Origin of the sequence: Aeromonas sp. SER (assembly GCF_038739615.1) — a bacterium.
Taxonomy (GTDB): Bacteria; Pseudomonadota; Gammaproteobacteria; order Enterobacterales; family Aeromonadaceae; genus Aeromonas; species Aeromonas jandaei.
Map to the genome: position 1 here is coordinate 45,419 of NZ_JBCGFC010000002.1, position 23,606 is coordinate 69,024.

At 59.9% G+C, this 23,606-nt stretch carries 24 protein-coding genes; 12 read left to right on the forward strand and 12 right to left on the reverse strand.

Translation table 11 applies throughout. The features are described from left to right. Positions 1-165: 165 nt before the first annotated feature. The 5 genes from AAHA41_RS03075 (at position 166) to AAHA41_RS03095 (ending at position 4,965) form a co-directional block, all read left to right on the forward strand. Positions 166-1,095, forward strand: coding sequence for a hypothetical protein (locus AAHA41_RS03075; protein WP_104014454.1), 930 nt, complete (start codon positions 166-168; stop codon positions 1,093-1,095). 171 nt (positions 1,096-1,266) lie between these two features. Next, positions 1,267-1,563, forward strand: a complete 297-nt coding sequence (locus AAHA41_RS03080; protein WP_201965955.1) for a putative quinol monooxygenase — start codon at positions 1,267-1,269, stop codon at positions 1,561-1,563. A 46-nt stretch (positions 1,564-1,609) separates the two neighbouring features. Further along, on the forward strand, positions 1,610-2,413 hold the full coding sequence (gene dkgB, locus AAHA41_RS03085) for a 2,5-didehydrogluconate reductase DkgB (RefSeq protein ID WP_323070438.1): 804 nt from the start codon (positions 1,610-1,612) through the stop codon (positions 2,411-2,413). Positions 2,414-2,959: 546 nt separating this feature from the next. Next, on the forward strand, positions 2,960-4,138 hold the full coding sequence (locus AAHA41_RS03090) for an MFS transporter (RefSeq protein WP_323070437.1): 1,179 nt from the start codon (positions 2,960-2,962) through the stop codon (positions 4,136-4,138). Between the two features lie 155 nt (positions 4,139-4,293). After that, positions 4,294-4,965, forward strand: coding sequence for an NAD(P)H-dependent oxidoreductase (locus AAHA41_RS03095; protein ID WP_005359664.1), 672 nt, complete (start codon positions 4,294-4,296; stop codon positions 4,963-4,965). A gap of 126 nt (positions 4,966-5,091) precedes the next feature. On the opposite strand, the gene AAHA41_RS03100 is transcribed toward AAHA41_RS03095, so the two are convergent. The 8 genes from AAHA41_RS03100 to AAHA41_RS03135 form a co-directional block, all read right to left on the reverse strand. Beyond that, a complete protein-coding gene (locus AAHA41_RS03100; protein ID WP_005347058.1) occupies positions 5,092-5,688 on the reverse strand; it encodes a DoxX family protein in 597 nt (198 codons plus the stop codon). Continuing rightward, the gene (locus AAHA41_RS03105; protein WP_323070436.1) at positions 5,685-6,479 is read right to left on the reverse strand and encodes a putative DNA-binding domain-containing protein; all 795 of its coding nucleotides are present in this window, start codon (positions 6,477-6,479) and stop codon (positions 5,685-5,687) included. The genes AAHA41_RS03100 and AAHA41_RS03105 overlap by 4 nt, the downstream gene beginning before the upstream one ends. Beyond that, positions 6,472-7,329 (reverse strand): DUF692 domain-containing protein, encoded by an 858-nt coding sequence (locus AAHA41_RS03110; RefSeq protein WP_323070435.1) that lies wholly within the window; start codon positions 7,327-7,329, stop codon positions 6,472-6,474. Before AAHA41_RS03110 ends, AAHA41_RS03105 begins: the two co-directional genes overlap by 8 nt. Continuing rightward, positions 7,317-7,649 carry a hypothetical protein gene (locus AAHA41_RS03115; RefSeq protein ID WP_323070434.1) on the reverse strand — a complete coding sequence of 111 codons (333 nt, stop codon included), beginning with the start codon at positions 7,647-7,649 and terminating at the stop codon, positions 7,317-7,319. Before AAHA41_RS03115 ends, AAHA41_RS03110 begins: the two co-directional genes overlap by 13 nt. Next, entirely contained in the window at positions 7,642-8,607 is a 966-nt protein-coding gene (locus AAHA41_RS03120; RefSeq protein WP_182925737.1) for an MBL fold metallo-hydrolase, read from the reverse strand. Before AAHA41_RS03120 ends, AAHA41_RS03115 begins: the two co-directional genes overlap by 8 nt. Positions 8,608-8,719: 112 nt before the next feature. Further along, positions 8,720-8,830, reverse strand: coding sequence for a cytochrome bd-I oxidase subunit CydX (gene cydX, locus AAHA41_RS03125; protein WP_043849476.1), 111 nt, complete (start codon positions 8,828-8,830; stop codon positions 8,720-8,722). Between the two features lie 16 nt (positions 8,831-8,846). Then, positions 8,847-9,986 carry a cytochrome d ubiquinol oxidase subunit II gene (cydB, locus tag AAHA41_RS03130; RefSeq protein ID WP_323070433.1) on the reverse strand — a complete coding sequence of 380 codons (1,140 nt, stop codon included), beginning with the start codon at positions 9,984-9,986 and terminating at the stop codon, positions 8,847-8,849. After that, positions 9,986-11,557: a cytochrome ubiquinol oxidase subunit I gene (locus AAHA41_RS03135; RefSeq protein WP_323070432.1), complete on the reverse strand. Its 1,572-nt coding sequence runs from the start codon at positions 11,555-11,557 to the stop codon at positions 9,986-9,988. Before AAHA41_RS03135 ends, cydB begins: the two co-directional genes overlap by 1 nt. Before the next feature lie 122 nt (positions 11,558-11,679). Here AAHA41_RS03135 and AAHA41_RS03140 point away from each other — a divergent pair, with 122 nt between their 5' ends. Next, positions 11,680-13,098, forward strand: coding sequence for a PLP-dependent aminotransferase family protein (locus AAHA41_RS03140; protein WP_323070431.1), 1,419 nt, complete (start codon positions 11,680-11,682; stop codon positions 13,096-13,098). A gap of 69 nt (positions 13,099-13,167) precedes the next feature. Here the strand turns inward: AAHA41_RS03140 and AAHA41_RS03145 are convergent, their stop codons facing one another. After that, on the reverse strand, positions 13,168-13,806 hold the full coding sequence (locus tag AAHA41_RS03145) for a tellurite resistance TerB family protein (RefSeq protein WP_323070430.1): 639 nt from the start codon (positions 13,804-13,806) through the stop codon (positions 13,168-13,170). Between the two features lie 148 nt (positions 13,807-13,954). Between AAHA41_RS03145 and AAHA41_RS03150 the strand changes: the two genes are divergently transcribed. After that, positions 13,955-14,422, forward strand: coding sequence for an acyl-CoA thioesterase (locus AAHA41_RS03150; protein WP_041208541.1), 468 nt, complete (start codon positions 13,955-13,957; stop codon positions 14,420-14,422). A 93-nt stretch (positions 14,423-14,515) separates the two neighbouring features. Beyond that, on the forward strand, positions 14,516-14,671 hold the full coding sequence (gene rsmS, locus AAHA41_RS03155) for a pleiotropic regulatory protein RsmS (protein WP_005337582.1): 156 nt from the start codon (positions 14,516-14,518) through the stop codon (positions 14,669-14,671). 74 nt (positions 14,672-14,745) lie between these two features. Here the strand turns inward: rsmS and AAHA41_RS03160 are convergent, their stop codons facing one another. Beyond that, positions 14,746-15,588: a LysR substrate-binding domain-containing protein gene (locus AAHA41_RS03160; RefSeq protein WP_203117750.1), complete on the reverse strand. Its 843-nt coding sequence runs from the start codon at positions 15,586-15,588 to the stop codon at positions 14,746-14,748. Positions 15,589-15,697: 109 nt separating this feature from the next. Between AAHA41_RS03160 and AAHA41_RS03165 the strand changes: the two genes are divergently transcribed. Together AAHA41_RS03165 and AAHA41_RS03170 are read left to right on the forward strand one after the other, a co-directional pair. After that, complete coding sequence (locus tag AAHA41_RS03165) at positions 15,698-16,228, forward strand: nucleoside deaminase (protein WP_323070429.1); 531 nt, start codon at positions 15,698-15,700, stop codon at positions 16,226-16,228. Next, a complete protein-coding gene (locus AAHA41_RS03170) occupies positions 16,221-17,495 on the forward strand; it encodes a cyanate transporter (RefSeq protein ID WP_323070428.1) in 1,275 nt (424 codons plus the stop codon). Before AAHA41_RS03165 ends, AAHA41_RS03170 begins: the two co-directional genes overlap by 8 nt. A gap of 82 nt (positions 17,496-17,577) precedes the next feature. Here the strand turns inward: AAHA41_RS03170 and rluF are convergent, their stop codons facing one another. Then, positions 17,578-18,594 carry a 23S rRNA pseudouridine(2604) synthase RluF gene (rluF, locus tag AAHA41_RS03175; RefSeq protein WP_198506003.1) on the reverse strand — a complete coding sequence of 339 codons (1,017 nt, stop codon included), beginning with the start codon at positions 18,592-18,594 and terminating at the stop codon, positions 17,578-17,580. Positions 18,595-19,029: 435 nt separating this feature from the next. Continuing rightward, positions 19,030-19,398 (reverse strand): VOC family protein, encoded by a 369-nt coding sequence (locus AAHA41_RS03180; protein WP_040067818.1) that lies wholly within the window; start codon positions 19,396-19,398, stop codon positions 19,030-19,032. Between the two features lie 331 nt (positions 19,399-19,729). On the opposite strand from AAHA41_RS03180, the gene AAHA41_RS03185 reads away from it, so the two are divergent. Both AAHA41_RS03185 and rsxA read left to right on the forward strand, forming a co-directional pair. Then, positions 19,730-22,873 carry a DUF3427 domain-containing protein gene (locus AAHA41_RS03185; RefSeq protein WP_323070427.1) on the forward strand — a complete coding sequence of 1,048 codons (3,144 nt, stop codon included), beginning with the start codon at positions 19,730-19,732 and terminating at the stop codon, positions 22,871-22,873. Positions 22,874-23,023: 150 nt separating this feature from the next. Further along, positions 23,024-23,605: an electron transport complex subunit RsxA gene (gene rsxA, locus AAHA41_RS03190; protein WP_042031202.1), complete on the forward strand. Its 582-nt coding sequence runs from the start codon at positions 23,024-23,026 to the stop codon at positions 23,603-23,605. Position 23,606 lies beyond the last annotated feature (1 nt).

Genomic DNA, 23,606 nt, shown 5'->3' on the forward strand with positions numbered 1-23,606 from the left:
TTACCATTTAGTATCGAGAGTCACGACAAAGATATATGTAAAAGGACACATTAGACATAATATTACAACTCAGGACGTATATTTTTTGAGTTATCAAACATTGCTAGTGCTGATTACTAACAAAGATGAATAACTACTAATAAAAAACGGGAGAATTATATATCAATGTCAGAAGTTAAAAAAATAATTCTATACGCTATTCTACCTGCACTGATTGCAGGCTTATTTGCTGTTGCACCTAAAATATATGATGAGATAAGCGAACCAAAGGCACAGCTTAGTTACTCCATCATTCAGGGGCCACTGCTTGAAGTGAATGGTGTGTTTAAGTCGATCGCATCAATACAAGTAGAGAACATAGGAAAAAAGGTTCTATCCAATGTCGAAACACATATTAAAACCAGAGCAAACATTGATGCCCTTAATTTAGACAAAACTACAGGCTTAGAACCTAACATATCAAAATCAGAAGATACAATCATCAGATTTAATAAGATGCACCCGAATGATCACTTTACATTATCCCTAATGCTATCTTCTAAAGACAAGATTATGAACCCAGAGATAGCTTTACGTAGTGATGAGGTTTTGGGAAGTTTGAGTAATAAAAAAAGAGAGGATTCAACTCTAGGATCTATTTTAAGTGGTTTTTTAGCTGCTTTATCAGTATTTGTAATGTCGATTCTGCTAATAGTAAAATCTAAATCTAGCTCTTCTTTCTCTATGTTAAATGAAAAGTCACACACCTTGTTTTATATAGCAGCGAAACTCGGTTTGTCACAGTTAATAAACAATGTTACCGTATCCAACAATGAACTGACTTACTTAAGATTTTCCGACCTACTATTCTATTTAGCTACGCATGACAATGAAAAAAGAAATCTTGTAATAAAAGGATTAAAAGCGCTACTGTTAATCGATGGAATGTCTACGTCATCCCGCAGGCAAATCGAACGTCATTTGAAAAATCTCGAAGGAAACTTATATAACAGCGAAGAGATAAATGATATTTGTAGTATGTCAAAAGAAATAAATGACCCTATATCCTTAAGAAATAAGATCGACATCGTGATTGACAAAGTCAATGTAGTCTGAAATTAATTCAGCCTTAATGTATAGATCTAGTTATTCCCTGACACCGACTTTGTCGGTGTCATTTATCTTCCCATTGCTGCTCTTATCTCAATACTGTTTTGCGACCAGCGCCCTGTTTCCAGCACGTCACGGCAGGCATACTGACCCTTCGTTTTTGCCAAGGAGGTTCAGATGTCATCACCCGTGATTGTGATTGCCCAGCTTGAAGCCAAACCCGAATATGCCGAGCAGTTTCGTGCCGCCCTTGAGCCGCTGATTGCGGCCACCTTGCTGGAGAAGGGCTGTCAGCACTATCAGCTGCATCAGGATCTGGACAATCCCCACAGCTGGATGCTCTACGAGGTGTGGGAGAGCGAAGCGGCCCTTACCACCCATCAGGGCCAGCCCCACTTTACCGAGTTTGTCGCCAAGGCCGAGCCCTGGTTTGCCAGCAGCACCATTCGCCGCTATCAGCCGCTGGACGCCTGATCCGCCGCGCCACTGAGCGCCCTTTGCAACCCGTTTGAGGAGTAGCATGATGAAGATGCCCAACCTGGGTCTTGGAACCTTTCGCCTGACCGGCCAACCCCTGCGCGACTCTCTGTTGCAAGGGCTGGAACTTGGCTACCGCCATATCGACACCGCCCAGATCTACGCCAACGAGGCCGAAGTGGGCCAGCTGATGCGAGAGAACGGCGTGACCCGCCAGGATATCTATCTGACCACCAAGGTGTGGACCAGCGAATTCGGGCCGGGCAAGGTGATCCCGAGTCTTGAGGTGAGCCTCGAAAAACTGGGCACCGACTATCTGGATCTGGCGCTGATCCACTGGCCCTCCCCCAAGGATGAAGTGCCGATGGCGGTCTATCTGGAGCAGCTGGCCGAGGCCAAAGCACAAGGCCTGACCCGCGAGATCGGGGTCTCCAACTTCACCGTGGCCCAACTCAAACAGGCCATCGAGATTTTGGGGCCGGGCGCCATCGCTCACCAGCAGGTGGAGATCCACCCCCTGCTGCAAAACCGCAAGGTGGTGGAGTTCTGCCATGCCAACGGCATCGCCATCACCGCCTATATGCCGCTCGCCTATGGCAAGGTGCTCACCGAGCCGCTGCTGATGGAGATCGGCCAGCGCCACGGGGTATCGGCGGCGCAGGTGTCGCTGGCCTGGCTGCTGGCGCAGGAGATGACGGTGATCCCGAGCTCCACCAAGCGGGAGAATCTCGCCGCTAACCTTGCAGCCCTCAAGGTTAAACTCACAGCCGAAGAGATGGCCGCCATCGCCATCCTGGAGCGGGGCGAGCGCTGCGCCAACCCGGACTTTGCGCCGGATTGGGATTAAACAGGAAAAGATACATAGGCTCTCTCGCTTCGACGGCGGGTACCGGCAACCCTCACAAACCTATTGCAACCACAAGCTATCCCCTCTCCCTACGGGAGAGGGTCAGGGCGAGGGTAAGCGACCTCCCCCTCATCCCCAACCCTTCTCCCGCAAGGGGAGAAGGGAGCAAATCACGCTCAATGACATTCTTCAGCACCAGCGGGAGGCATCATGCCTCCCGTTTTTTTGCCCTTTAATCTCACTCGTTGCTCACTCCCGCACACACAGCAGGTTCAGCCAACCCTGTCGCCTTCCATTGCTCCTCCACCATTCCCTATTTGTGCCCTACTCGCTCAGCACGCTTTATCTCTGCTCTCCAGTCACTTCGCACTCCACTCTCTTCCCCCCTCTTTGCGGCCACTTTTGTCTCTCCCATTCCCCTCCTACTCATCGCCATTGCTGCTGATTTGGCAAAAGTAATTTGCTGTCACCATCATTTTTGCCAACAAACCGCCTAGGCATACTGGCGCCATTCTCCCGTCGGGAGTCCCTAACCAAGGAGTTGTTATGCCACTGGCGTTATTTGCCCTTACCTTAAGTGCCTTTGCGATCGGCACCACCGAATTTGTGATTGTGGGGCTTATCCCCACCATCGCCGAGCAGCTCATTGTCTCGCTCCCCTCGGCGGGCCTGTTGGTCAGCCTCTATGCCCTTGGCGTAGCCATCGGCGCCCCTGTGCTCACGGCGCTCACCGGCAAGGTGCCGCGCAAGTGGCTGCTGGTAGGGCTGATGGCACTCTTTACCGCCGGCAACTTGCTGGCCTGGCAGGCACCGGGTTACGAGAGCCTGATTGTGGCCCGTATCCTGACCGGATTGGCGCACGGGGTCTTCTTCTCGGTGGGCAGCACCATTGCCACCGGCTTGGTCGCCAAAGAGAAGGCGGCGAGCGCCATTGCCATCATGTTCAGCGGCCTTACCGTAGCGCTGGTGACCGGCGTACCGCTCGGCACCTGGATTGGTCAGGTCTTTGGCTGGCGTGAAACCTTTCTGGTAGTAAGCCTGCTCGGCCTCGTCGCCATGGTGGGCAGCCTGCTGCTGATCCCGAACAACTTGCCCAAGGGGGCGGCCTCAACCATCCGCGAACAACTTTCGGTACTGACCAAAAAGCCGCTGCTGCTGGTCTACGCCAAAACCGCCCTCGGTTACGGCGGCGCCTTCACGGCTTTTACCTTCCTCGCCCCCATCCTGCAGCAGGTGAGCGGCTTTAGCGCCGGTGCGGTGAGCCTGATCCTGCTGGTCTACGGGGTATCGGTCGCCGTCGGCAATATCTGGGGCGGCCAGCTGGCCGACAAGATAGGCCCTCTGCCTGCACTGAAGTTGCTGTTTGCCGGTCTGGCGCTGGTGCTGCTGGCCCTCACCTTCACCGCGCCGCACCCGGTGCTGGCGGTGCTCACCGTGCTGGTGTGGGGCGCCTTTGCCTTCGGCAACGTGCCGGGTCTGCAAGTACTGGTGGTGAAGCAGGCCGAACTGCACACCCCCAAGGCGGTGGATGTGGCATCTGGCCTCAATATCGCCGCCTTCAACGTCGGCATTGCGCTCGGCTCCGTCGTCGGTGGCTTGGTGGTGGAGCACCTCGGCCTGATGCACACCCCCTGGATCGGCGCCCTTATCGTGCTGCTGGCCTACGGGCTGACCCATGTCAGTGAGCGCCGCGAAGCCGTCCGGCTCGCCGCCTGTCAGGCATAAGCTGCGCCAGCAGGCGTCACGCAAGAGCGTGGCGCCTGCTGCAATCGGCGCGGCAGGCTTCTATGCTGTGACACAGCGTTAACCCGGCAACCATTTCAGCAACTGTTTCAGCAACCAAGCCTGTCACCCTCGCATCATTTGCCACGGAGTCTGTTATGAAGGTGCTTATCGTCTATGCCCATCCCGAACCCAAAAGTTTCAACGGTGCCCTCTTCTGCCACGCCATCAGGGCGCTGGAGCAGGCGGGCCACACAGTGATGACCAGCGATCTCTATGCCATGGGCTTTGATCCCGTCTCGGATCGGCGTAACTTCACCGCCGCCAGCGATCCCGATTTTCTCAAGCTGCAGCTTGAAGAGCTGGCTGCCACCGAGCAGGGCAGCTTTGCCCCGCAGCTGGAGCAGGAGATGCAAAAGCTGGAGGCGGCCGACCTGCTGATCTTCCAGTTCCCGCTCTGGTGGTTTGGCCTGCCCGCCATTCTCAAGGGGTGGGTGGACCGGGTCTTTGCCATGGGGCGGGTTTATGGTCAGGGCCATATCTACGAGAGCGGCAAGTTTCGCGGCAAGCGGGCGTTGCTGAGCCTGACCACCGGCGGCCCTGCCGAGACCTATCTGCCCGACGGCTTCAACGGCGATATCGACGGGGTGCTGCGCCCCATCCAGCGCGGGATCCTGCAATTTGTCGGCTTTGACGTGCTGCGCCCCCATATCTGCTATGCCCCGGTGCGGGTCTCGCAAGAAGAGCGGGAAGCCTGGCTCGCCCAGTGGGCCGAGCGCCTTGGCCAGATTGAGCAGGAGTCCCCCATCGCGGTTGGCCGCTACCAGTAACGGCTGACGCAGCTGACACTCCCCCCCACACAGCACAAAAACAGCGAGCGGCCCCCGGCCGCTCGCTGTTTTTCACGCTCTGTCGTTATGGTTTTTGTTATCCGTGGGCAAGCCTTATGCCGCCTGTTACACGCCTGCTTTGCCGGTCACGGCACGCTTGAGCCAGTAGTCGAGGCTGACGTAACGGCCCCCGCCGTAAACCAGCAGCACCAGCAGCATCACAAAGTAGGTAGCGGCAAACTCCATCCCGTTGTTGAGCATCACGGGATCCCCAAGCTCGGTGATGTAGTTGTAGCGACCGGGGAAGTTGGCAGCCAGCCACTCGATAAAGCCGTTGAGGCGCAAGGTGGCCTCCATGCTGCCGGTGGCGATGGCGTCCCAGCCGTGCTTCCAGTGCACCATAGCGCTCGCCACGCTCATCAGGAAGATGGTGGGAATGGCCATGATGCGGGTAAAGAGGCCAAGGGCGATGCAGATGCAGCCCAGCACCTCGGTGCCCGCCGCCAGAAAGGCGAGCAGGGTCGGGAACGGCAGGTTGAGTCCCCCTTCCGAGACCGGCGCACCAAACCAGGCGACGGTGCCGGCAAAGCCCATCACCTTGGAGTGGGCCCCCACATAGATGACCGGAATGAGATAGAGACGAATGGCCAGCAGGGCCAGAAAATCGAGCCGCTTGCACTGGGCCACCGCCCGCTCGTACCACTGGATCAGGGTGTTGTTCATGGGAATTCTCCTTGGTGTTTGCTAAATGAGGGCAAGGGAGTGCCGGGCTGGCGCTCACCGACGGGCAGGGTAAGCAGTCCCAGCCGGTGAAAATGGCGTGCCCACTTGATCAGATCAAAGTCGCTGCGAACCTGTTGCACCTGTTGCTGGAACGCGGCTTGGCTAATCCCCGGCTGCTGTTGCAGCAATTGGATCAGCGCCACGTCCCATTCGCGCAACCGCTGGGTCACCACCTGATGATCCGGACTGCGAAACAGGCCATAGAAGTGGTTGCCCTGCCGGGTCGGCACCACGCCGCTGCGACGAATGGCAAAGGGGAGCTCTAGCAGTTGCAGGGTAGGGTTGAGCACTAGCGAACTCTCCGCCGTCACCTCCTCCCCCGGCAACACTTGCGGCACCACCCCTTGGTCAATCTCGACACAGAGGCAGGCCCACTCATACTCCAGCAGCGCCAGCCGCTGCCTAGGCCAGTTGAGGGAACCCTCGCCGTGGCGATGCTGCACAAAGCGGACAAACTCGGTGGCGATATGGTGAAACTCGGGGGCCTCGGCGCCGTGCGCGATAACAAAGCCCTCCACCAGCTGCCCTCTGTCCACCGGCGCCCAGTGAGCGTGGGTGAGCGGAAAAGCGCTCTCCAGCACCGATTCAACATTGGCGCGCACACTGCGGGCATAGTGGCTGGCGATGCCATCCTGCGGCAGCCGCACCCGGCTCGCCAGCCAGGCGGTCTGCTGCTGCATCCGCTGCGGGGCCGTTTTGGGTGCGCTGATAAGAGATAACCGTCTATCCATAGCGCACCTCCCGCACCTGACTGTCGATCGCCTCGCAACAGGCGCCGTGCACCCGCGCCAGCTCGGCCTCCAGGTCTGCCAGCGGTGGCAGATGGTGATCCCGCTCCAGCAGCAGAGGGCGCAGGCCGTGGGTCTGTACCGTATAACGGGCCAGCGCTACCACCGCCTCGCACACCGGTTTGCCATGGGTATCCAGCAAGGTGCCGTCTGCCTCTTCCAGATGACCTGCGATATGGAAGTAGCGGATCGCGTGACTCGGCAGCCCGGCGATCATCCGCTTGGGGCAGTAACCGTGGTTGCGGCTGTTCACAAAGACGTTGTTGATATCGAGCAGCAGCTCGCAGCCGCTGCGCGCCACCAGCTCGGCGAGAAAATCCTCCTCCGGCATCTCGTGGTCATAGCCGTGGTAGTAGGAGATATTTTCCAGCACCAGCTGGCGGGCCAGCGCCTCCTGCACCTGCGCGATCCGCTCTGCCAGATAGGGGATGTTCTCCCACTGGCGCGGCACCGGCAGCAGTTCGTAGAGATAACCCTGCTGGTCGCGGGAAAAGCTCAAATGCTCGCTGTAGATATCGATGCCGAACTCATCCAGAAAGGTGCGGATCTGGCCGAGCAAGGTGCGATTGAGGGGCTGGCAATCACCGAGGGAGAGGCTGAGGCCGTGGGCCACCAGCGGGTAACGCTCGGCCAGCTGATGCAACTGCGCCCGCCTAGCGCCGCCGATAGCCATCCAGTTCTCCGGCGCCAGCTCGAGAAAATCGATGCCGGGGCGGACGGGGCCGGAACAGAGCGCATCCAGATGCTCCTGCCGCAGCCCGATCCCCCGACTGCGGGAGCTTATTGGCCGCATACCCCCTCCGTCATCTTGCTGCCGTTGTTGGAACCGGATCTGTCGCTATCAATCCCCTCTCCCCCTACGCCACACTTGCCGTCGCGAGCGCGCACCAGCCGCCCCTGTGGGTCACTGTCGAGGGCTTGCTTTTCAAAGCGCTTCTCGGTGCCGCACTTGCCCGCCGCACACTTGCCGCCGTGCTGTTCGCTGGGGGCGGCCTTGACCGGCGCATCGCTCGGGGTGGCCGCCAGCGCCAGTCCCGGGGTCAAGGCAATCAGGCTGGTCATGGCGATGGAGAGGGTCAGTTTGTTGGTTTTGTTGCTGCTTGGGTTACTCATGAGTGGACTCCTTGACGGATGAAACTGGGTAGCTGGAGAGATCGCGGGCAGCAATCACCTGACCGCGGAACTGCGACTTGACGATGTCGAGCGCCTCGCTCTTGCGGCTCAGCCCCAACCCCATCCAGTGGTTGAGCACCAGCAGCTTGGGATTCACCTCGGCGGCAATCTTGGCCACCACCGATGGCTTGGCATGAAGCGAGGCGGAGACCGGATCGGCCCCCTCGTGGATGGCGAGCGGCATCACCAGAATGTCGGCGCCCCGGGCAAAATCGAGGAAGGCGGGGTTGGAACCGTTCTGATCCGCCGAGATGACGATGCTCCCCTCGGCACTCTGGATCCGGTAGGCCAGACAGGGCACGTCACCGTGGGGGATGCCGAGCGCGGTGATGGTCAAGCCATCCTGCTGATAGACGGTGTGGGGTTTTGGCCCCCGATAGGGGACATCAATCAGGGTGATGGGGAAGAGGCCATCGGTGCCATCCTTGAAGCCGCTCAGGTAGGCATAAGCTCCCTTCTCCTTGTTGAAGAGGGCGTCAAAATAGCCGCTCATGCTGGGGAAGGCCGAACCTGCCTCGGGCCCCGCCAGATCCAGCGGATCGCTGCGCTCGAAGAAGTAGGCCCCCTTGAGCAGGGCGGGCAGGTCGGTCACATGGTCGGTGTGAAAGTGGGTAATGCCGATAAAATCGACCTCTTCGAGCTTGGCCCCTGCCTGACCGAAGCGCAGGTAAACGCCGCCACCGGCATCGATCAGGATGCGGGATTTCCCCTTCCACCAGATCACCTCGCTGGAGGAGGCACGCTGATCGTCGGAGATGGGGCCGCCGCTACCGAGCACCTGCAGGGTGAAGTTCTTGTCCAGTGGCGTTAGTTGTACGCCCTGGCTGGCGGCACCCGCCGGCGCGGCGGCAAGGGCGCAGCCGATGGCCAGCGCCACCGCTTTCAATGTCTGTTTCATATTGATTACCTGTCGGTTGAGTGACAGTCCGCGACTGTCAGTGAAGTGGCAGGGTGGGTGATCGGGCTGCGCCACTGGCAGCCCGACCGGGCATGCGGGTCAACCCCGCAGATCAGCTCTGGTCGCGGTCAGCCGCTTCCCAGCGCGCTTCCAGCCAGAGCAGATTGCACAGCCCCAGCAACAGGGCAAAGCCGAGCCCCAGTATCCAGGTGAAGTACCACATGGCGTCCTCCTTATGGTCAGTAGAGTTGATGGCCGTCGCGCTTGATGCGGGCGCGGTCGAGCTTGCCGCGCACCACCCGATAGACCCAGCCGGTGTAGCCGAGGTTGACCGGCATCAGCACCAGCACGATGCCGAACATGATGGCCAGGGTCTTGTAGCTGGAGGTGCCATCCCACAGGGTCAGGCTGCTCGCGGCATCAAGGGTTGAAGGGAGCACGAAGGGGAAGAGCGAGATGGCCGCCGAGCCGAGCATGGCGATGCAGGCCATGGCGCTTGCCACCAGAGCCAGCCGTCCGCGCTCCAGCCAGGCGGCGATGCCGCTCGCCAGCGGCGCCAGCGCGCCAATCACCGGCACCAGCCAGAGCAGTGGCTGCTCGTGGTAGTTGCGCAGCCAGCCGGCGACATGGGGGGTGACCCCTTTCATCAGCGGGCTCAGCACCGCATTGCCGTCAAAGGGCTGACCCGCCAGACCGCTCAGCTGATAGCCCTGCAGATCCACCAGATGCCAACCGGCCAGCAGGTAGAAAAAGGTCACCAGCGGGGCCAGCAGGATGGCGATACCCCGTGCGCGCAGGGCGGGCGTCCCCGTTACCTTGGCCTGCAAGAAGCTGGCGCCGTGCAGCAGCAGCAAGGTGATGGCGGTGGCCAGCACCGAGAGCAGCCAGCCCCAGTGGAAGGTGAACGCGCCGTAGTGCAGACGCAGCGCCGTGTCGAAGCGAAACGGCAAGCCCTGCATCACCAGACCGATGGCGGCGCCGAGGATCAGGGTCGGTATCAGGCCCCCCGCCACCAGCGCCCGATCCCACCAGCGGCGCCATAGCGGGTCGGTCAGCTTGCTGCGGTAGTCAAAGCCGACCGGGCGCAGAAAGAGGCCGAGCAGCAGCACCACCATGGGGATGTAGAGCACCGAGAAGGCGGCGGCATAGACCAGCGGCCAGGCGGCGAACAGGGCGCCGGCACCGGCGATGAGCCACACCTGATTGCCCTCCCACACCGGCCCCACGCTGTTGATCACCAGCCGCCGGTCGTCGTCATCCTGCGAGACCACCGGCAGCAGCATGGCGATGCCGAGATCGAAGCCATCCATCACGATAAAGCCGACCATCATGAAGAGCAGCAGCGCCCACCAGATGAGTTTCAGAGTTGCGTAATCCATCAGGCGATCCTCGCAAGTTCGGGTTGTTCACCGCTGTAGCGGCCGGTATGGAGAATGGCGGGCCCCTTGCGGATCACCCGGCGCAGCAGGAACAGCTCTACCACCAGCAACAGGGTGTAGATGGAACAGATGGCGATGAGACTGAACCAGAGCTGGCCCGGGGTAAGCAGGGAGACCGAGGCCGAGACCGGCAGCACGTCGCTGATGGTCCAGGGCTGGCGACCGAACTCGGCCACAAACCAGCCCGCCTCGATGGCGATCCAGGGCAGCGGAATGCTCCAGAGCAGGGTCTTGAGCAGGCGTGGCGAGTCTTGCAGCCGGTTGCGGCAGAGCTGGACAAAGCTCACCACCATCAGCCCCAGCATCACGACGCCGAGCCCCACCATCAGGCGGAAACCGAAGAAGAGCGGCGCCACCTGCGGGATGGAGTCCTCCACTGCTTTGGCAATCTCCGCCTCCCCCGCCTTGGCGATATTGCTGGCATAGGGGGTGAGCAGCAGACCGTAGCCGAGATCCTTGCCGTGCTTGGCAAACAGCGCCCGGTTTTCGGCCGAGTCGTTACCGGCACGGATCTGTTCGAGCGCACCGGACGCCACCATGCCGCTGCGAATGCGCGCCTCGTGCTGCACCTTGAGATCCTTGATGCCGGTCACCGCCTCATCGAGGGATCGAGTGGCGATGATCCCCATCAGATACGGGATCTTGATAGCGGCGTGAGTGGTCTCGGCAGCCTGATCCGGGAAGCCAAACAGGGTGAATGACGCAGGCGCCGGCTCGGTGTGCCACTCCGCCTCGATGGCGGCGAGCTTCACCTTCTGCACCTCACCGGTGCGATAGCCAGACTCATCCCCGAGCACGATGACCGAGAGGATGGCGGCCAGCCCGAAGCCGGAGGCGATGGCAAAAGAGCGCAGGGCGAACTGCACCTCGGTTTTGCGCAGCAGATACCAGCTGCTCACCCCCATCACGAACATGGAGGCGGCCACATAGCCCGCCGCAACGGTGTGAACGAACTTCACCTGCGCCACCGGGTTGAGCAGCACGGCGGCGATATCCACCAGCTCCATCCGCTGGGTCAGCAGGTTGAACTCGGCCCCCACCGGGTTTTGCATCCAGCCGTTGCCGATCAGGATCCACAGTGCCGAGAGGTTGGAGCCGAGCGCCACCAGCATGGTCACCAGCAGGTGCTTGCCGCGAGAGAGCTTGTCCCAACCGAAGAAGAAGAGCCCCACCAGGGTCGATTCGAGGAAGAAGGCCATCAGCCCCTCGATGGCCAGCGGGGTGCCGAAGATGTCCCCCACGTAGTGGGAGTAATAGGCCCAGTTGGTGCCGAACTGGAACTCCATGGTGATCCCCGTGGTGACCCCCATGACGAAGTTGATGCCAAACAGTTTGCCCCAGAAGCGGGTGATGTCCTGATAGATCACCTTGCCGGTCATCACATAGGCCGACTCGGCGATCACCAGGATCCAGGACAGCCCCAGGGTGAGGGGGACAAACAGGAAGTGGAACAGGGCCGTGGCGCCAAATTGCAGGCGCGACAGGCTGACCACGTCATCCGGATTGATCATGCGTCACTCTCTTTTGTTGTATTTGCCTTGCACGTTTCATGCAGGACAAGTACACCACGGGTCATGACACCTATAACAGATGCAGTTATAGTGAATAGCACCTATAACAGTTGATCCAGATCATGCCTCTTTACCAACAACTGGCCGAACGCCTGAGCCGCGAGATCGATGACGGTATCTGGCAACCGGGGGAGCGCATCCCCTCCATTCGCCAGAGCTGCAAGACCCACAACCTGAGCCCGATGACGGTGCTGCAGGCCTATCAGTTGCTGGAGAGTCAGGGGCGGATCCTCGCCCGTCCCCAGTCCGGTTACTACGTCAAGGCTGCCTCGCCAAAGGTGGCGCGCCACACCCCGAGCCAAACCCACTACAGCGGCTCGGTGGATATCAACGATCTGGTGTTCGAGGTGTTGCAGGCGAGCAAATCGCGGGCACTGGTGCCCCTTGGCATGTCGGTGGCCGACCCGACCCTGTTCCCCCATCCCCAACTCGGGCGGGCGCTGGCCAGCTGTATGCGCAAGCTCGACCCCTTCAGCACGGTGGCCGACCTGCCCCCCGGCAACGAGGCGCTGCGCCGCGCCATCGCCCAGCGCTACGCCAGCGACGGGGTTGCCATCAACCCGCAGGAGATCATCATCACCACCGGCGCCATGGAAGCGCTCTCCCTCAGTCTGCAGGTGCTGACCGAGCCCGGTGACTGGGTGGTGGTGGAGTCCCCCACCTTCTATGGCGCCCTGCAGGCCATCGAGCGGCTGAAGCTCAAGGCGGTGGAGATCCCGGTGATCCCCGGGGTGGGTATCGATCTGGCGCTATTGGAAGACGCCCTCAACCAGATGCCGATCAAGGCGTGCTGGCTGATGGGCAATGTGCAGCACCCGCTGGGCCACACCATGCCAGATGCGCACAAACGGGGGCTGATGGCACTGCTCAACGCCCACAAGGTGCCGCTGGTGGAGGATGACGTCTATGCCGAGGTCTACTTCGGCCGCGAGCGCCCCAAGCCCATCAAGCACTGGGATCAGCGCGGTGACAGCCTGCTCTGCAGCTCCTTCTCCAAGTGTCTGGCGCCGGGCTTTCGGGTCGGCTGGGTGGTGGCGGGGCCCCATGCCGAGCGGATCCAGCGGCTGCAACTGATGTCCACCCTCTCCACCAATGTGCCAAGCCAGCTGGCGCTGGCCGAGATGCTGCGTCAGGGCGGGGTCGATGCCCACTTTCGCCGCCTGCGCCACACCCTGGCCCAGCGCCAGCAGCAGATGCGGGCGGCGCTGCAGCGACTGTTGCCCAGCGAAGTGCGGATCTCCTCCCCCGATGGCGGCTACTTTCTCTGGCTGGAGTTCCCGCCCCGCCTCGACAGCCGCACCCTCCACGCCATGGCGCTCGACTGCGGCTTCTCCATCGCCCCCGGCGCCCTCTTCTCCAGTCAGGGGCAACACAACCACTGCCTGCGCCTCAACAGCTCCCATCCCTGGAGCGAGCAGCTGGAGCAGGCACTCCACCAGCTTGCGGGCCTGATAAACCGGCAGCTGGAAACAGAGGGGTGATCGCCAAAGCGCAGAAACAACAACGCCCCTTGAACGGGGCGTTATCGGCAATCCATGGCGGTGAGGGTATCAGGCGGGGGCGTTAAGCTGGGCCACCTGCCGCTCGATGCTGCTCTTGAGGTTATCATCGAGCTTGAGGGCGCGCGCCAGTTCGTCGAGATAACCGCGCTCCATAAAGTGATCCACCTCGATGGCGAGCAGGGAGGCAAGATAGACCTCGGTGGCCAGCTCCATGTCGGTCACTTCCCGTGCCAGCGCGTGGGGATCGAGGGGGCGGGCCAGCTCGGCGTCAATCCAGCGGGCAGCATCGCTCTGGCCCTGCTCGGTCAGGTACTCCTGAATCTTCTGGCGCTCGGCGCCGTCGATATGGCCGTCGGCCCGGGCTGCCGCCACCATGGCGCGCACCAAGAGAGCCGAGCGGGCATCCAACGCATTGCCTGCCAGAGTGCTGACGGGATGGGTCGGCTGGGCGGGCGCCGCCTGCTGGGCCTGCCAATCCTGATAGAGCTTGTAGGCCAGTCCGCCAAGGGCCGCAGCGCCGCCCACGGCAGCGGCCTTGCCGCCATATTTGCGCATCTTCTTGTTGCCCAGCAGCAGACCGAGCGCACCACCGGCCAGCGCCCCCTGCATCTGCCCCTTGCGCTTGTCACCGCCTTCGTTGAGCCAGCCTTTGCCAGCCCCCAGCAACTGTTCCAGCATCTGTTTCATGGTGTCACTCCTGCGGGTCAAAAAAGTGAAATCGGGATGAATAGAGCCAGATAGTGACCCCGCCCCCCTGAATCGGGGATGAACCCTTGACCGGGCAGGCCGATGGGGCAAAGCTCAGGGAAACTCTTCAGGCAATAAGGATGTGACTGTGCCCAATCGCGAACTGACCCTGCAATTTCTGGCCGAACCCTCCGACGTCAATTTCGGCGGCAAGGTCCACGGCGGCATGGTGATGAAGTGGATCGATCAGGCGGGCTATGCCTGCGCCGCTGGCTGGTGCGGCGGCTATGCGGTGACCGTCTATGTGGGGGGGATCCGCTTTTTGCGCCCCATCCAGATTGGCCAGCTGGTGGAGGTGCACGCCCAGGTGATCCACACCGGCACCACCAGCATGCATCTGGCGGTGGATGTCTACAGCCGCCACCCCACCGAGACCGAGCGCCACAAGACCACCCACTGCATCATCATCTTCGTGGCGATGGATGAGCAGGGCAAACCGACCCCGGTGCCCCAGTGGCAGCCGCTGAGCGAGAGCGATCTGCAGTTGCAGCAGTACGCCAAAAAGCTCATCGCCCTGCGCGAGGAGATCGACAAGGAGATGCGCCAGCACCTCTGACCCTGATGCCTCACAGCCCGACAGAACGGGCGCTTTCGGCCAACGGCGGCGCCCCTGTATAATCCCCCTTTTCCCGCAACCGGAACCCTGCCCATGTCACTGGAAACTGCCCCGCCCGAGGTAAAACTCGCGGTGGATCTGATTGAACTGCTGGAAACCAATGAGCTGGCCCCCGAGCTGGTGCTGGCGGCGCTGGCCATCGTAAAAAATGACTACGAGCGCAAGCTGGCGGAGGGGAAGGATCACTGATCCCTCCCCGTTCTTTTCTGCCTTATCTTTCCGACGTCAGTTGTTCCCCACAGAAGTTTTCCCCACATAGCCACTCACTGCGGCCCCATCACCTCGTCACAGAGGGCGATCAGGGCCGAACTCAAGCGGCTGAGCGGTTCACCCCCCTCCTTTGCCGCATGGAGCGCCAGCTCCACCGATGCAACCTTGGGCCACTGGGTCAGGGCCAGCTGATCGGCGGGCATCAGCCGTTTGGGCAGCAAGCTCACGCCAATGCCTGCGCTCACCGCCCCCTGCAAACTGGCGAGACTGGCGCTGACATAGGCGATACGCCAGCGCCGCCCCAGACCATCGAGCGCCTCGGTCATCTGCTGGCGATAGAGCCCTTCGCTCGGGAAGGCGACCAGCGGCAGCGGATCACGCCCCTTCGCCGGCCAGTCGCGACTATCGACCCACACCAGCGGCTCACTCCAGCTGGCGAGCGGCGAGCCCTGTCCGCGCACCTGCTTGACCAGCGCCAGATCCAGCTCCCCCGCCGCGAAGCGCTGCCAGATGTGATGGCTCAGGCCGCTCTCCACCTCCAGCCGCACCTCGGGGTAGTCGCGGGCAAAGGCGGCCAGCACCGGGGTGATGGCACCGGCGGCGAAATCCTCCGGCACTCCGAGGCTGAGGGATATGCTCCCCTCGCTCACCTGCTCCTCGGCCTGCGCCAGCAGCGCCAGAATGCGGCGGGCCAGCCCCAGCAGCTGCTCCCCCTCGGCCGTCGCCACCACCTGCCGACCGGAGCGGTCCAGCAGCGGGCAACCGATCTGCTGTTCGAGCCTGCGCATCTGCTGGCTGATGGTGGATTGGGTCAGATGGACCCGTTCACCGGCCCGGGTGAAGCTGCCGGTGTCGATAATGGCGACAAAACTGCGCAGTAACAGGGGATCCAGCATGGGTTTCTCCATTTATAAAACCACTGAAACTCATTTTATCATTTAATTTCCAAATGATTTATTTCGCCGCTAGGCTGGCATTTGTTCAGTCAAATCAGGGTTTTTCATCATGTCTGCGCCCCTTGTTGCCTCTGCCAACGCCCGCCCGATCCCCTCATCAACCACTCTCCCGACTCATCAGCGCTGGCTGGAGCAGGCGGTGCAACTGGCCAGAGCCAATCACCGGCAGGGTGGCCGCCCCTTCGCCGCCCTGCTGGTGCGCGATGAGCAGCTGGTGGCGAGCGCGGTCAACGGCATCCATCTGGATGGGGACCCGACCCGTCACGCCGAGCTGGAGGCGCTGCGCAAGGCAAGCCAGAGCGGGCCGCTCGCGGGCAGCATCGTCTATGCCAGCGGTCACCCCTGCCCCATGTGCCTCGGCGCGCTGGTGATGAACGGCATCGCCGCCGTCTACTACGCCTTTGATAACGCCGATGCAGCGCCGTTCGGCTTTGACAGCACTGCCGCCTATCAAAAGCTGGCGCTGCCGCTGGCACCGCCTCCTCTGCCGCTGGTCAAGCTGGCCGTCACCATGACAGCAGCGGATCTCTACGGATCCCAGTTAAAACAAGCCACACAAGCAGCGCCTGATCATGAGTAAGGGGACAAGCGAACGCCCGGCAGAGGCGAGCCGCCAGCAGTTTGCCCTGCTGGTGCTGGTGATCCTGACTGGCCTTAACCTGCGCCCCTTTCTTACCGCCATCGGCCCGCTGAGCGGCGAGATTGGCCGCGCCCTGTCGCTCGGGATGGATACCCTGGCCTGGCTCACCCTGCTGCCACTGTGGCTCATCGGGGTCGGCGTGCTGCTCACCCCGCGCCTGCGCAGCCTTGCCAGCGCTACCACCCTGCTGGGGCTGGCCCTGTTGCTGCTCGCGGCGGGCAGTGCCCTGCGTTTTGATGCCCAGAGCGGCGCCCTGCTGATCACCACCGCCGCGCTCTGCGGCCTGGGTTCAGCGCTGGTGCAGGGGGTGCTGCCCGCCCTTATCAAGCAGCACTTTGCCCGCAAGGTGCCGCAAGTGATGGGGCTCTTCTCTGCCTGCATGATGGGGGGCGGCGCGCTTGGTGCCAGCCTCACGCCACGGTTGGCGGCGAGCCTCGACTGGTCGCAGGCGCTGGCGCTCTGGAGCCTGCCGCTGCTGCTGGCCCTCGGCTGGCTGATCGGCAAGGTGCGCCTGCCGCACACGGCCACCAGCCACGCGCCTCACGGCGAGCAGCGGCTGATCACTCTGCCCCGCAGCTGGTTGCTGATCGTCTGCTTTGGCATCATCAACAGCGGCTACGGCATAGTCGTGGCCTGGCTGGCCCCCGCCTATATGGCGAATGGGTGGAACGCTGCGCAGGCTGGCGAGCTGGTCGCCTGGTTGGCACTGGCGCAGACTGCCAGCGGCCTCGGCTTGCCGCTGCTGGCCGCCCGCAGTCTGGATCGGCGGCCATGGATGGGGCTGGCGATTGCCATGCAGCTGGCGGGATTTGGCGGCCTCTGGCTGGCGCCAGCCAGTGCCCCGATCCTCTGGTGCATGCTGTGCGGCGCCGGTCTTGGCGGCAGCTTTTCGCTGATCATGGTGATTGCGCTCGATCACCTGCCCGACCCGCGCCGCGCGGGCACCCTGAGCGCCCTGATGCAGGGCTTCGGCTTTATGCTGGCGGCCACCGGCCCCTGGGTGGCGGCACTGCTCTATCACTATGTGGGCGACTTTGCGGCCGCCTGGCAGTGGCAACTGGGAGGATTGCTGCTGATGAGCCTGCTGGTAGTGCGCCTCGACCCACGCCACTATCCCCGCGTTATGCGGTTACCGACCACCAGCGAGCCTACCCTTTCGGCGTCCCTCCCGGCCTGCGCTGCGGCCCAAAGCAACACACCGGCCTGAGGCCGGTGTGTTGGAGATAATAGTGTTGGGGATAACCGTATTGGGGATAACAAGATAGGCTGACGCTACTCAGGGGAGCAACTCAGCGCCCCTTCTTCTGCCGTCCGCTGTTAGCGGTGCGCGGCTTGCCTGCGGCCGGTTTGCCACCCTTGGGTGCCCCTTTGCCAGCACCGCCCTTGTTGGCAGCCCCTTTGCCCGCGCCACCCTTGCCCACCGGCAGCTTCTTCTCGAAGGCTTCCGGGCCCGGCACATTGGGACGCCCGCCAATCTCGTGATCGTCATCGCGGCGCGGCTTCTTGCCTTGGGCCGGCTTGGCGCTTGGCGCCGCAGGAGCCTTGGCCGCCTTGGGTTTGTCGCCTTTGGCCGGTTTCACCTCGGAGGAGGAGTCCTCAATCAGCTTGAACAGATCGATCAGCTCGTCGTCGGTCAGATCGCGCCACTCGCCCACCGGCAGACCCTTGAGGCTGACGTTCATGATGCGGATGCGCTCGAGCTTGGTCACTTCAAAACCGAAGTGTTCGCACATACGGCGGATCTGGCGATTCAGCCCCTGCACCAGGGTGATGCGAAAGACGAACGGCGCCTCTTTCTTCACCTTGCACTTCTTGGTCACAGTACCGAGGATCGGCACCCCGGCCGCCATGCCGCGCACAAACTCGTCGGTCACCGGCTTGTCGACGGTCACCAGATACTCTTTCTCGTGATCGTTGCCCGCCCGCAGGATCTTGTTGACCAGATCGCCGTGGTTGGTGAGAAAAATCAGCCCCTGCGAATCCTTGTCGAGACGCCCGATGGGGAAGACCCGGGTGCTGTGGTTGACGAAATCGACGATGTTGTCCTTCTCGCCCGCCTCTGTGGTACTAACGATGCCCACCGGCTTGTTGAGGGCGATCAGCACCAGACTGTCCGCCTCGCGCGGCTCGATCACCTGACCGTTCACCTTGACCAGATCGCCAACCTGCACCTGATCACCGATCCCGGCCCGCTTGCCGTTGATAAAGACATGGCCCTGCTCGATAAAGCGGTCGGCCTCGCGGCGCGAGCAGATACCGCTCTCGCTGATGTATTTGTTCAGGCGCATGGATTCGTTAGCCAGCATGAGTCACCTGCCAGAGGGGCTGAACCCCATCCTGTTGTACGGTTGCGTGCGTCGGCCATGCCGGACACATGATCTGCGGCATCACCCTCTCCACTACGTCGATTTTTTGCATACGGCTCCAATTTCAACGAGGCCAATGCCGGCCCATCCGGCAAAAAAGTGCGACACATTACCACATCGCCCGCCACAGCACGCCGGATTATCGCCAACTCCGACGCACCGGCGACACAATTGCGGGCCAGCTCACAGCACAAGGCCCCGCATCAGGGGCGATGGGGCAAACGGGGTTTGCCCGATTTCATGGCCAATAAAAGAGTCAGCAGTGGCGAGACAGGGGAGTACCGGAAGAGGCAAACGAGGGCATGGTTGCGCCCCGACCAGCGGCCGGGGCCAGCGGTTGATACGCCAACCCAGCTCCCCTCTGCCGCGGCGGACTCAGGGGTAGCGACTGATCTCGATCAGGTTCTGATCCGGGTCGAGGAAGTAGATGGACTCTATCGGCCCGCAGGCGCCACTTTTGGTCACCGGCCCCTCGACAATCTCCACCCCGTGGCAGGCCAGCTGAGTCATCACCTGCTCCAGCGGCCAGCGGGTGATAAGGCAAACGTCCCCCGATCCCACCTGCGCCCGGTTGCGCGGCTCCTGCCCAAGCAGTTGCAGATTGATCTTCTGGTTGCCAAACCCCACCGCCCGGCGCCCCGCACCGAAGGTGATGGCCTCCATATTGAGCACCGAGCTGTAAAACGCCACGGCGCGCTCGATATCACTTACCGTCAATACCAGATGGTCGATATGGCTGATCATGATTCCCTCCTGGTGCTGATGCCGGCAAGGCTGCCGGTGGTGATAAACATGCAGCCAGCCAACCCGGCTGTCCGCCTTGCCAGCTGCATCCCCGCTCGTTTGCCATAGACATCACAGATACAGGAACGCCCCGCTAGCCCCTCCATCATACCGGGCCAAAGCACCCACGACTGTGGTATGGCGCGCAAAGAGAGGCATTAGCTCCCCCTTTATCTGGGCTCCCTACACCAGCTCCAATAAATGCCTATAGGAATAACAGCTTACTGATTTCGCTACAAAAAATGGTACTCTTGTCAGCCTCGTCCCCTATTTCATGCAAGGTCAGAGCGCGATGCAACAATGCGGTATTTATGAACAGCTCATTACTCAACTGCTGACATCTCGACTCGACCGCGAGCGCTTTTACGTAGGGGAACGCCAACTTGAGCCTGCCGAAGCAGCAGTTTGGTTATCAAGATTTCTGAGCCGGGTTTTGGAATATGCGGTGGGCTCGGTTACTGGAGAGGATCAGCTGCAACGGCAGATTGAGCTGGCTAACCAGTTATTGCTTTGGCTAAAGGATCGCACCCAAGACCCAGACTTTATTGGCGAGAACCTCATCGATAGTCAGGGGAAAATTCTGACCGCGCTCTACCAGTTAGATAACCCCATCTCAGCCAATTTAAAGCAATATGCCGAAGATATTTTCCCTCTGACCGGTCTAACGCAAAGTGAGCTGTTCTGCGGCAGCAATGCGGGTTTGTCGATGGAGTCGGAGATTAAACGGGAGATATTATCGGCAGATAGCATCTGCTGGCTGGTCTCATTTATCAAATGGGCAGGTATCCGTATTTTCCGTCATGAGCTGGAAGAGTTCACCCGCAGCGGCCGCCAATTAAAAGTAATTACTACCTCTTATATGGGGGCAACCGACGCCAAGGCAGTTGAATTTTTAGCCAGCCTCCCCAATACCGAAGTCAAACTCAGCTATAACACCCAGCGCGAGCGGTTGCATGCCAAGAGTTATCTCTTTTGCCGAAATACCGGCTTTCATACCGGCTATATAGGTTCATCCAATCTCTCTCACTCTGCCCTCACCAGTGGCTTGGAGTGGAACCTAAAAATCACCTCGCAAGAGATCCCTCATATTATCGAGAAATCCCTGAGTACCTTTGAGACCTATTGGGAATCCGATGATTTTGAGCTGTTTGATGGCAAGCTCGAAAGCCGCAAGAAATTACAACATGCCCTGCAAGAGGCCCGTGGCGATGGGGACAAAAATAACCCGGCCTATTTCTTTGATATCGCGCCGTTTCCCCATCAACAGGAGATCCTTGAGCAATTGGCGATGGAGCGCACTTTACACCAGCGCTTCCGTAACTTGGTAGTTGCGGCCACCGGTACAGGGAAAACCCTGATCTCCGCTTTTGATTTTGCGCGTTTTCTGAAAACCAAACCCGACGCAAAGTTCCTGTTTGTCGCCCACAAAGAGGAGATCTTGCGCCAAGCATTAGCCTCGTACCGCGGTGTGCTCAAGCAATCCAATTTTGGCGAACTCTTGGTCGGCGGTGCCGTGCCTACTCACTACCGTCAGCTATTTGCCTCGGTGCAATCATTGAATAACCAGCTGGCTAATTTACGTCTTAGCCCAGACTATTTCGATTACATCGTCATCGATGAGGTTCACCATATTGCTGCGGTCAGTTATCGTGGTCTGCTCGCCGCCTTTGAACCTCACATTCTGTTGGGATTAACCGCAACGCCAGAGCGCCATGATGGCGGCGATATTCTCGCTGACTTTTGTGGTGTCATCGCAGCGGAGATCCGTTTACCAGAGGCCATCAATCGTCGCCATCTCTGTCCGTTCCAATATTTTGGTATCGATGATGATACTGACTTGCGCCAAGTGACTTGGAAAAATGGTCGTTATGACATCACAGAGCTCACCAATATCTACACCCATAATCAACAGCGGGTGCAGAAAATAGTCCAAAGCCTCTATGAGATCGTCACCGATATTACCAAGATCAAAGCGCTGGCATTTTGTGTGAGCCGCGAACATGCCGATTTTATGTGCAAGGCATTTTTATTGAAGGGCATCAAGGCTGACATCCTCACCAGCGATAACCGAGACGAGCGTCATAGCAAACAACAGGATTTGCGTACCGGCGTTATCAATATTCTCTGCGTGGTAGACATCTTCAACGAAGGTGTTGATATCCCAGAAGTCGATACCTTGCTGTTTTTACGACCAACGGAAAGCCTCACCATTTTCTTGCAGCAATTAGGGCGGGGCCTGCGGCTGGCGAACGATAAAGAGTGCTGTACCGTGTTGGATTTTGTTGGCAATGCTCGCGCAGAGTATGACTTTGCCCAAAAATTCCGGTCTCTGGTGGGTAAAACCAATAAGGCGATCAGCCACGAAATCAAACAAGGCTTTCCCCATGCCCCATTGGGTTGCCGCATCGAACTCTCAAAACAGACCCAAGAGTTAATTCTGAGCAATATCAAGAAGGCGACTCTCAATACCTCGCGCCTCATGGGCCTGATCCGCCGTTTCTCACAGGATTGCGATTTACCGCTGACACTGGCGAACTTTTTGAAGTTCTACCCTCACATCAGCCTTGAGGAGATCTACAAGCGCGGCAATTGGAGCACCTTGGTCAAACAAGCCCGCAACCACACTGTTTCTGAAATGAGCGATGAGAAGCTATCTACCCTCTACACCCGGGCCATCAAAACCCGGCTATTGGGCTGCGATGCGCTCCATTACTTGAACTTCTTACAAACCTTGGTGGAAAGCACCTTTACCTTAACGGCTGAGCAGGATGAGCGGATGGCTTTGATGTGCCATTACGACTTCTGGCAACAAAGCGGACCCAACGCCGGCTTTAGCTCCTTGGCGCACAGCCTGAAACAACTCAATCAACCAGAGTTGAGGGCCGAGCTTGCAGATCTGTTGCCCATGCTGATCAACCGGGTGCAACACGAGCAACTGGCCATGCCTGACCTTCCCGGCAATCCACTGCAACTGCATGCCCGTTATGCCAGAGAGCAGGTACTGGTTGGCTTTGGCGCGACCACCTTCGCGCAGCAACCCACGGCTCGCGAAGGGGTCTATGTCATCGCAGAGCAAAATATCGAGTTGCTGTTCGTGACCTTGAACAAAACGGAGCAGCACTTCTCCCCCACCACCCGTTATCACGACTACGCCATCAACGAGTCGCTGTTTCATTGGCAGAGCCAAAACAGCGCTCGCCCAGAGCGGGGTAAGGGGCTGAGTTACATAAACCACAGGGCAGAGGGTAAGCGCTTGTTTTTGTTCGTTCGTGAGCAGAGCAAAGATGAATTTGGCCGCACCCTTGGCTTTGTGAACTTTGGTGAGGTGGAGTACGTATCCCACAGCGGCAGCCAACCGATGAACATCAAATGGCGCCTAATGACCCCAATGCCGCCGTTTATGTGGAAAGAGGCTGCCAAGCTCGCGATTGGCTAACCGCTATGAGTGGCGAAAAAGCCGACGAGATCTCGCACAGATCCACGCTGATATTGGCCATTTGACTAATAACCATGCGGCCTTGCGGTTGTTTAACGTGCCCTAACATCAGATAATGTTGCGGCCTTCAAACCGGATACCCGACCTTCGATGACTGAATACCTGCTTTTATTGATCGGCACAGTGCTGGTTAACAACTTCGTGCTGGTGAAATTCCTCGGCCTCTGCCCCTTTATGGGGGTCTCGGGCAAGCTGGAAACCGCCATCGGCATGGGGCTCGCCACCACCTTCGTGATGACCCTGGCCAGTGCCTGCTCCTATCTGGTGGAGCACTACATTCTGGTGCCGCTGGAGATCGCCTATCTGCGCACCCTCGCCTTTATTCTGGTGATCGCCGTGGTGGTGCAGTTTACCGAGATGGTGGTGCGCAAAAGCAGCCCGACCCTCTACCGCCTGCTGGGGATCTTCCTGCCCCTCATCACCACCAACTGCGCGGTGCTCGGGGTGGCGCTGCTGAGCATCAACGAGCGTCATGACTTCGTGCAGAGCGTGATCTACGGCTTTGGCGCCGCCACCGGCTTCTCGCTGGTGCTGATCCTGTTTGCCGCCATGCGCGAGCGTCTGGTCGCCGCCGATGTGCCCGCGCCGTTTCGCGGGGTCTCCATTGCCATGATCACCGCCGGTCTGATGTCTCTGGCCTTTATGGGCTTTACCGGCCTCATCAAGATATAAC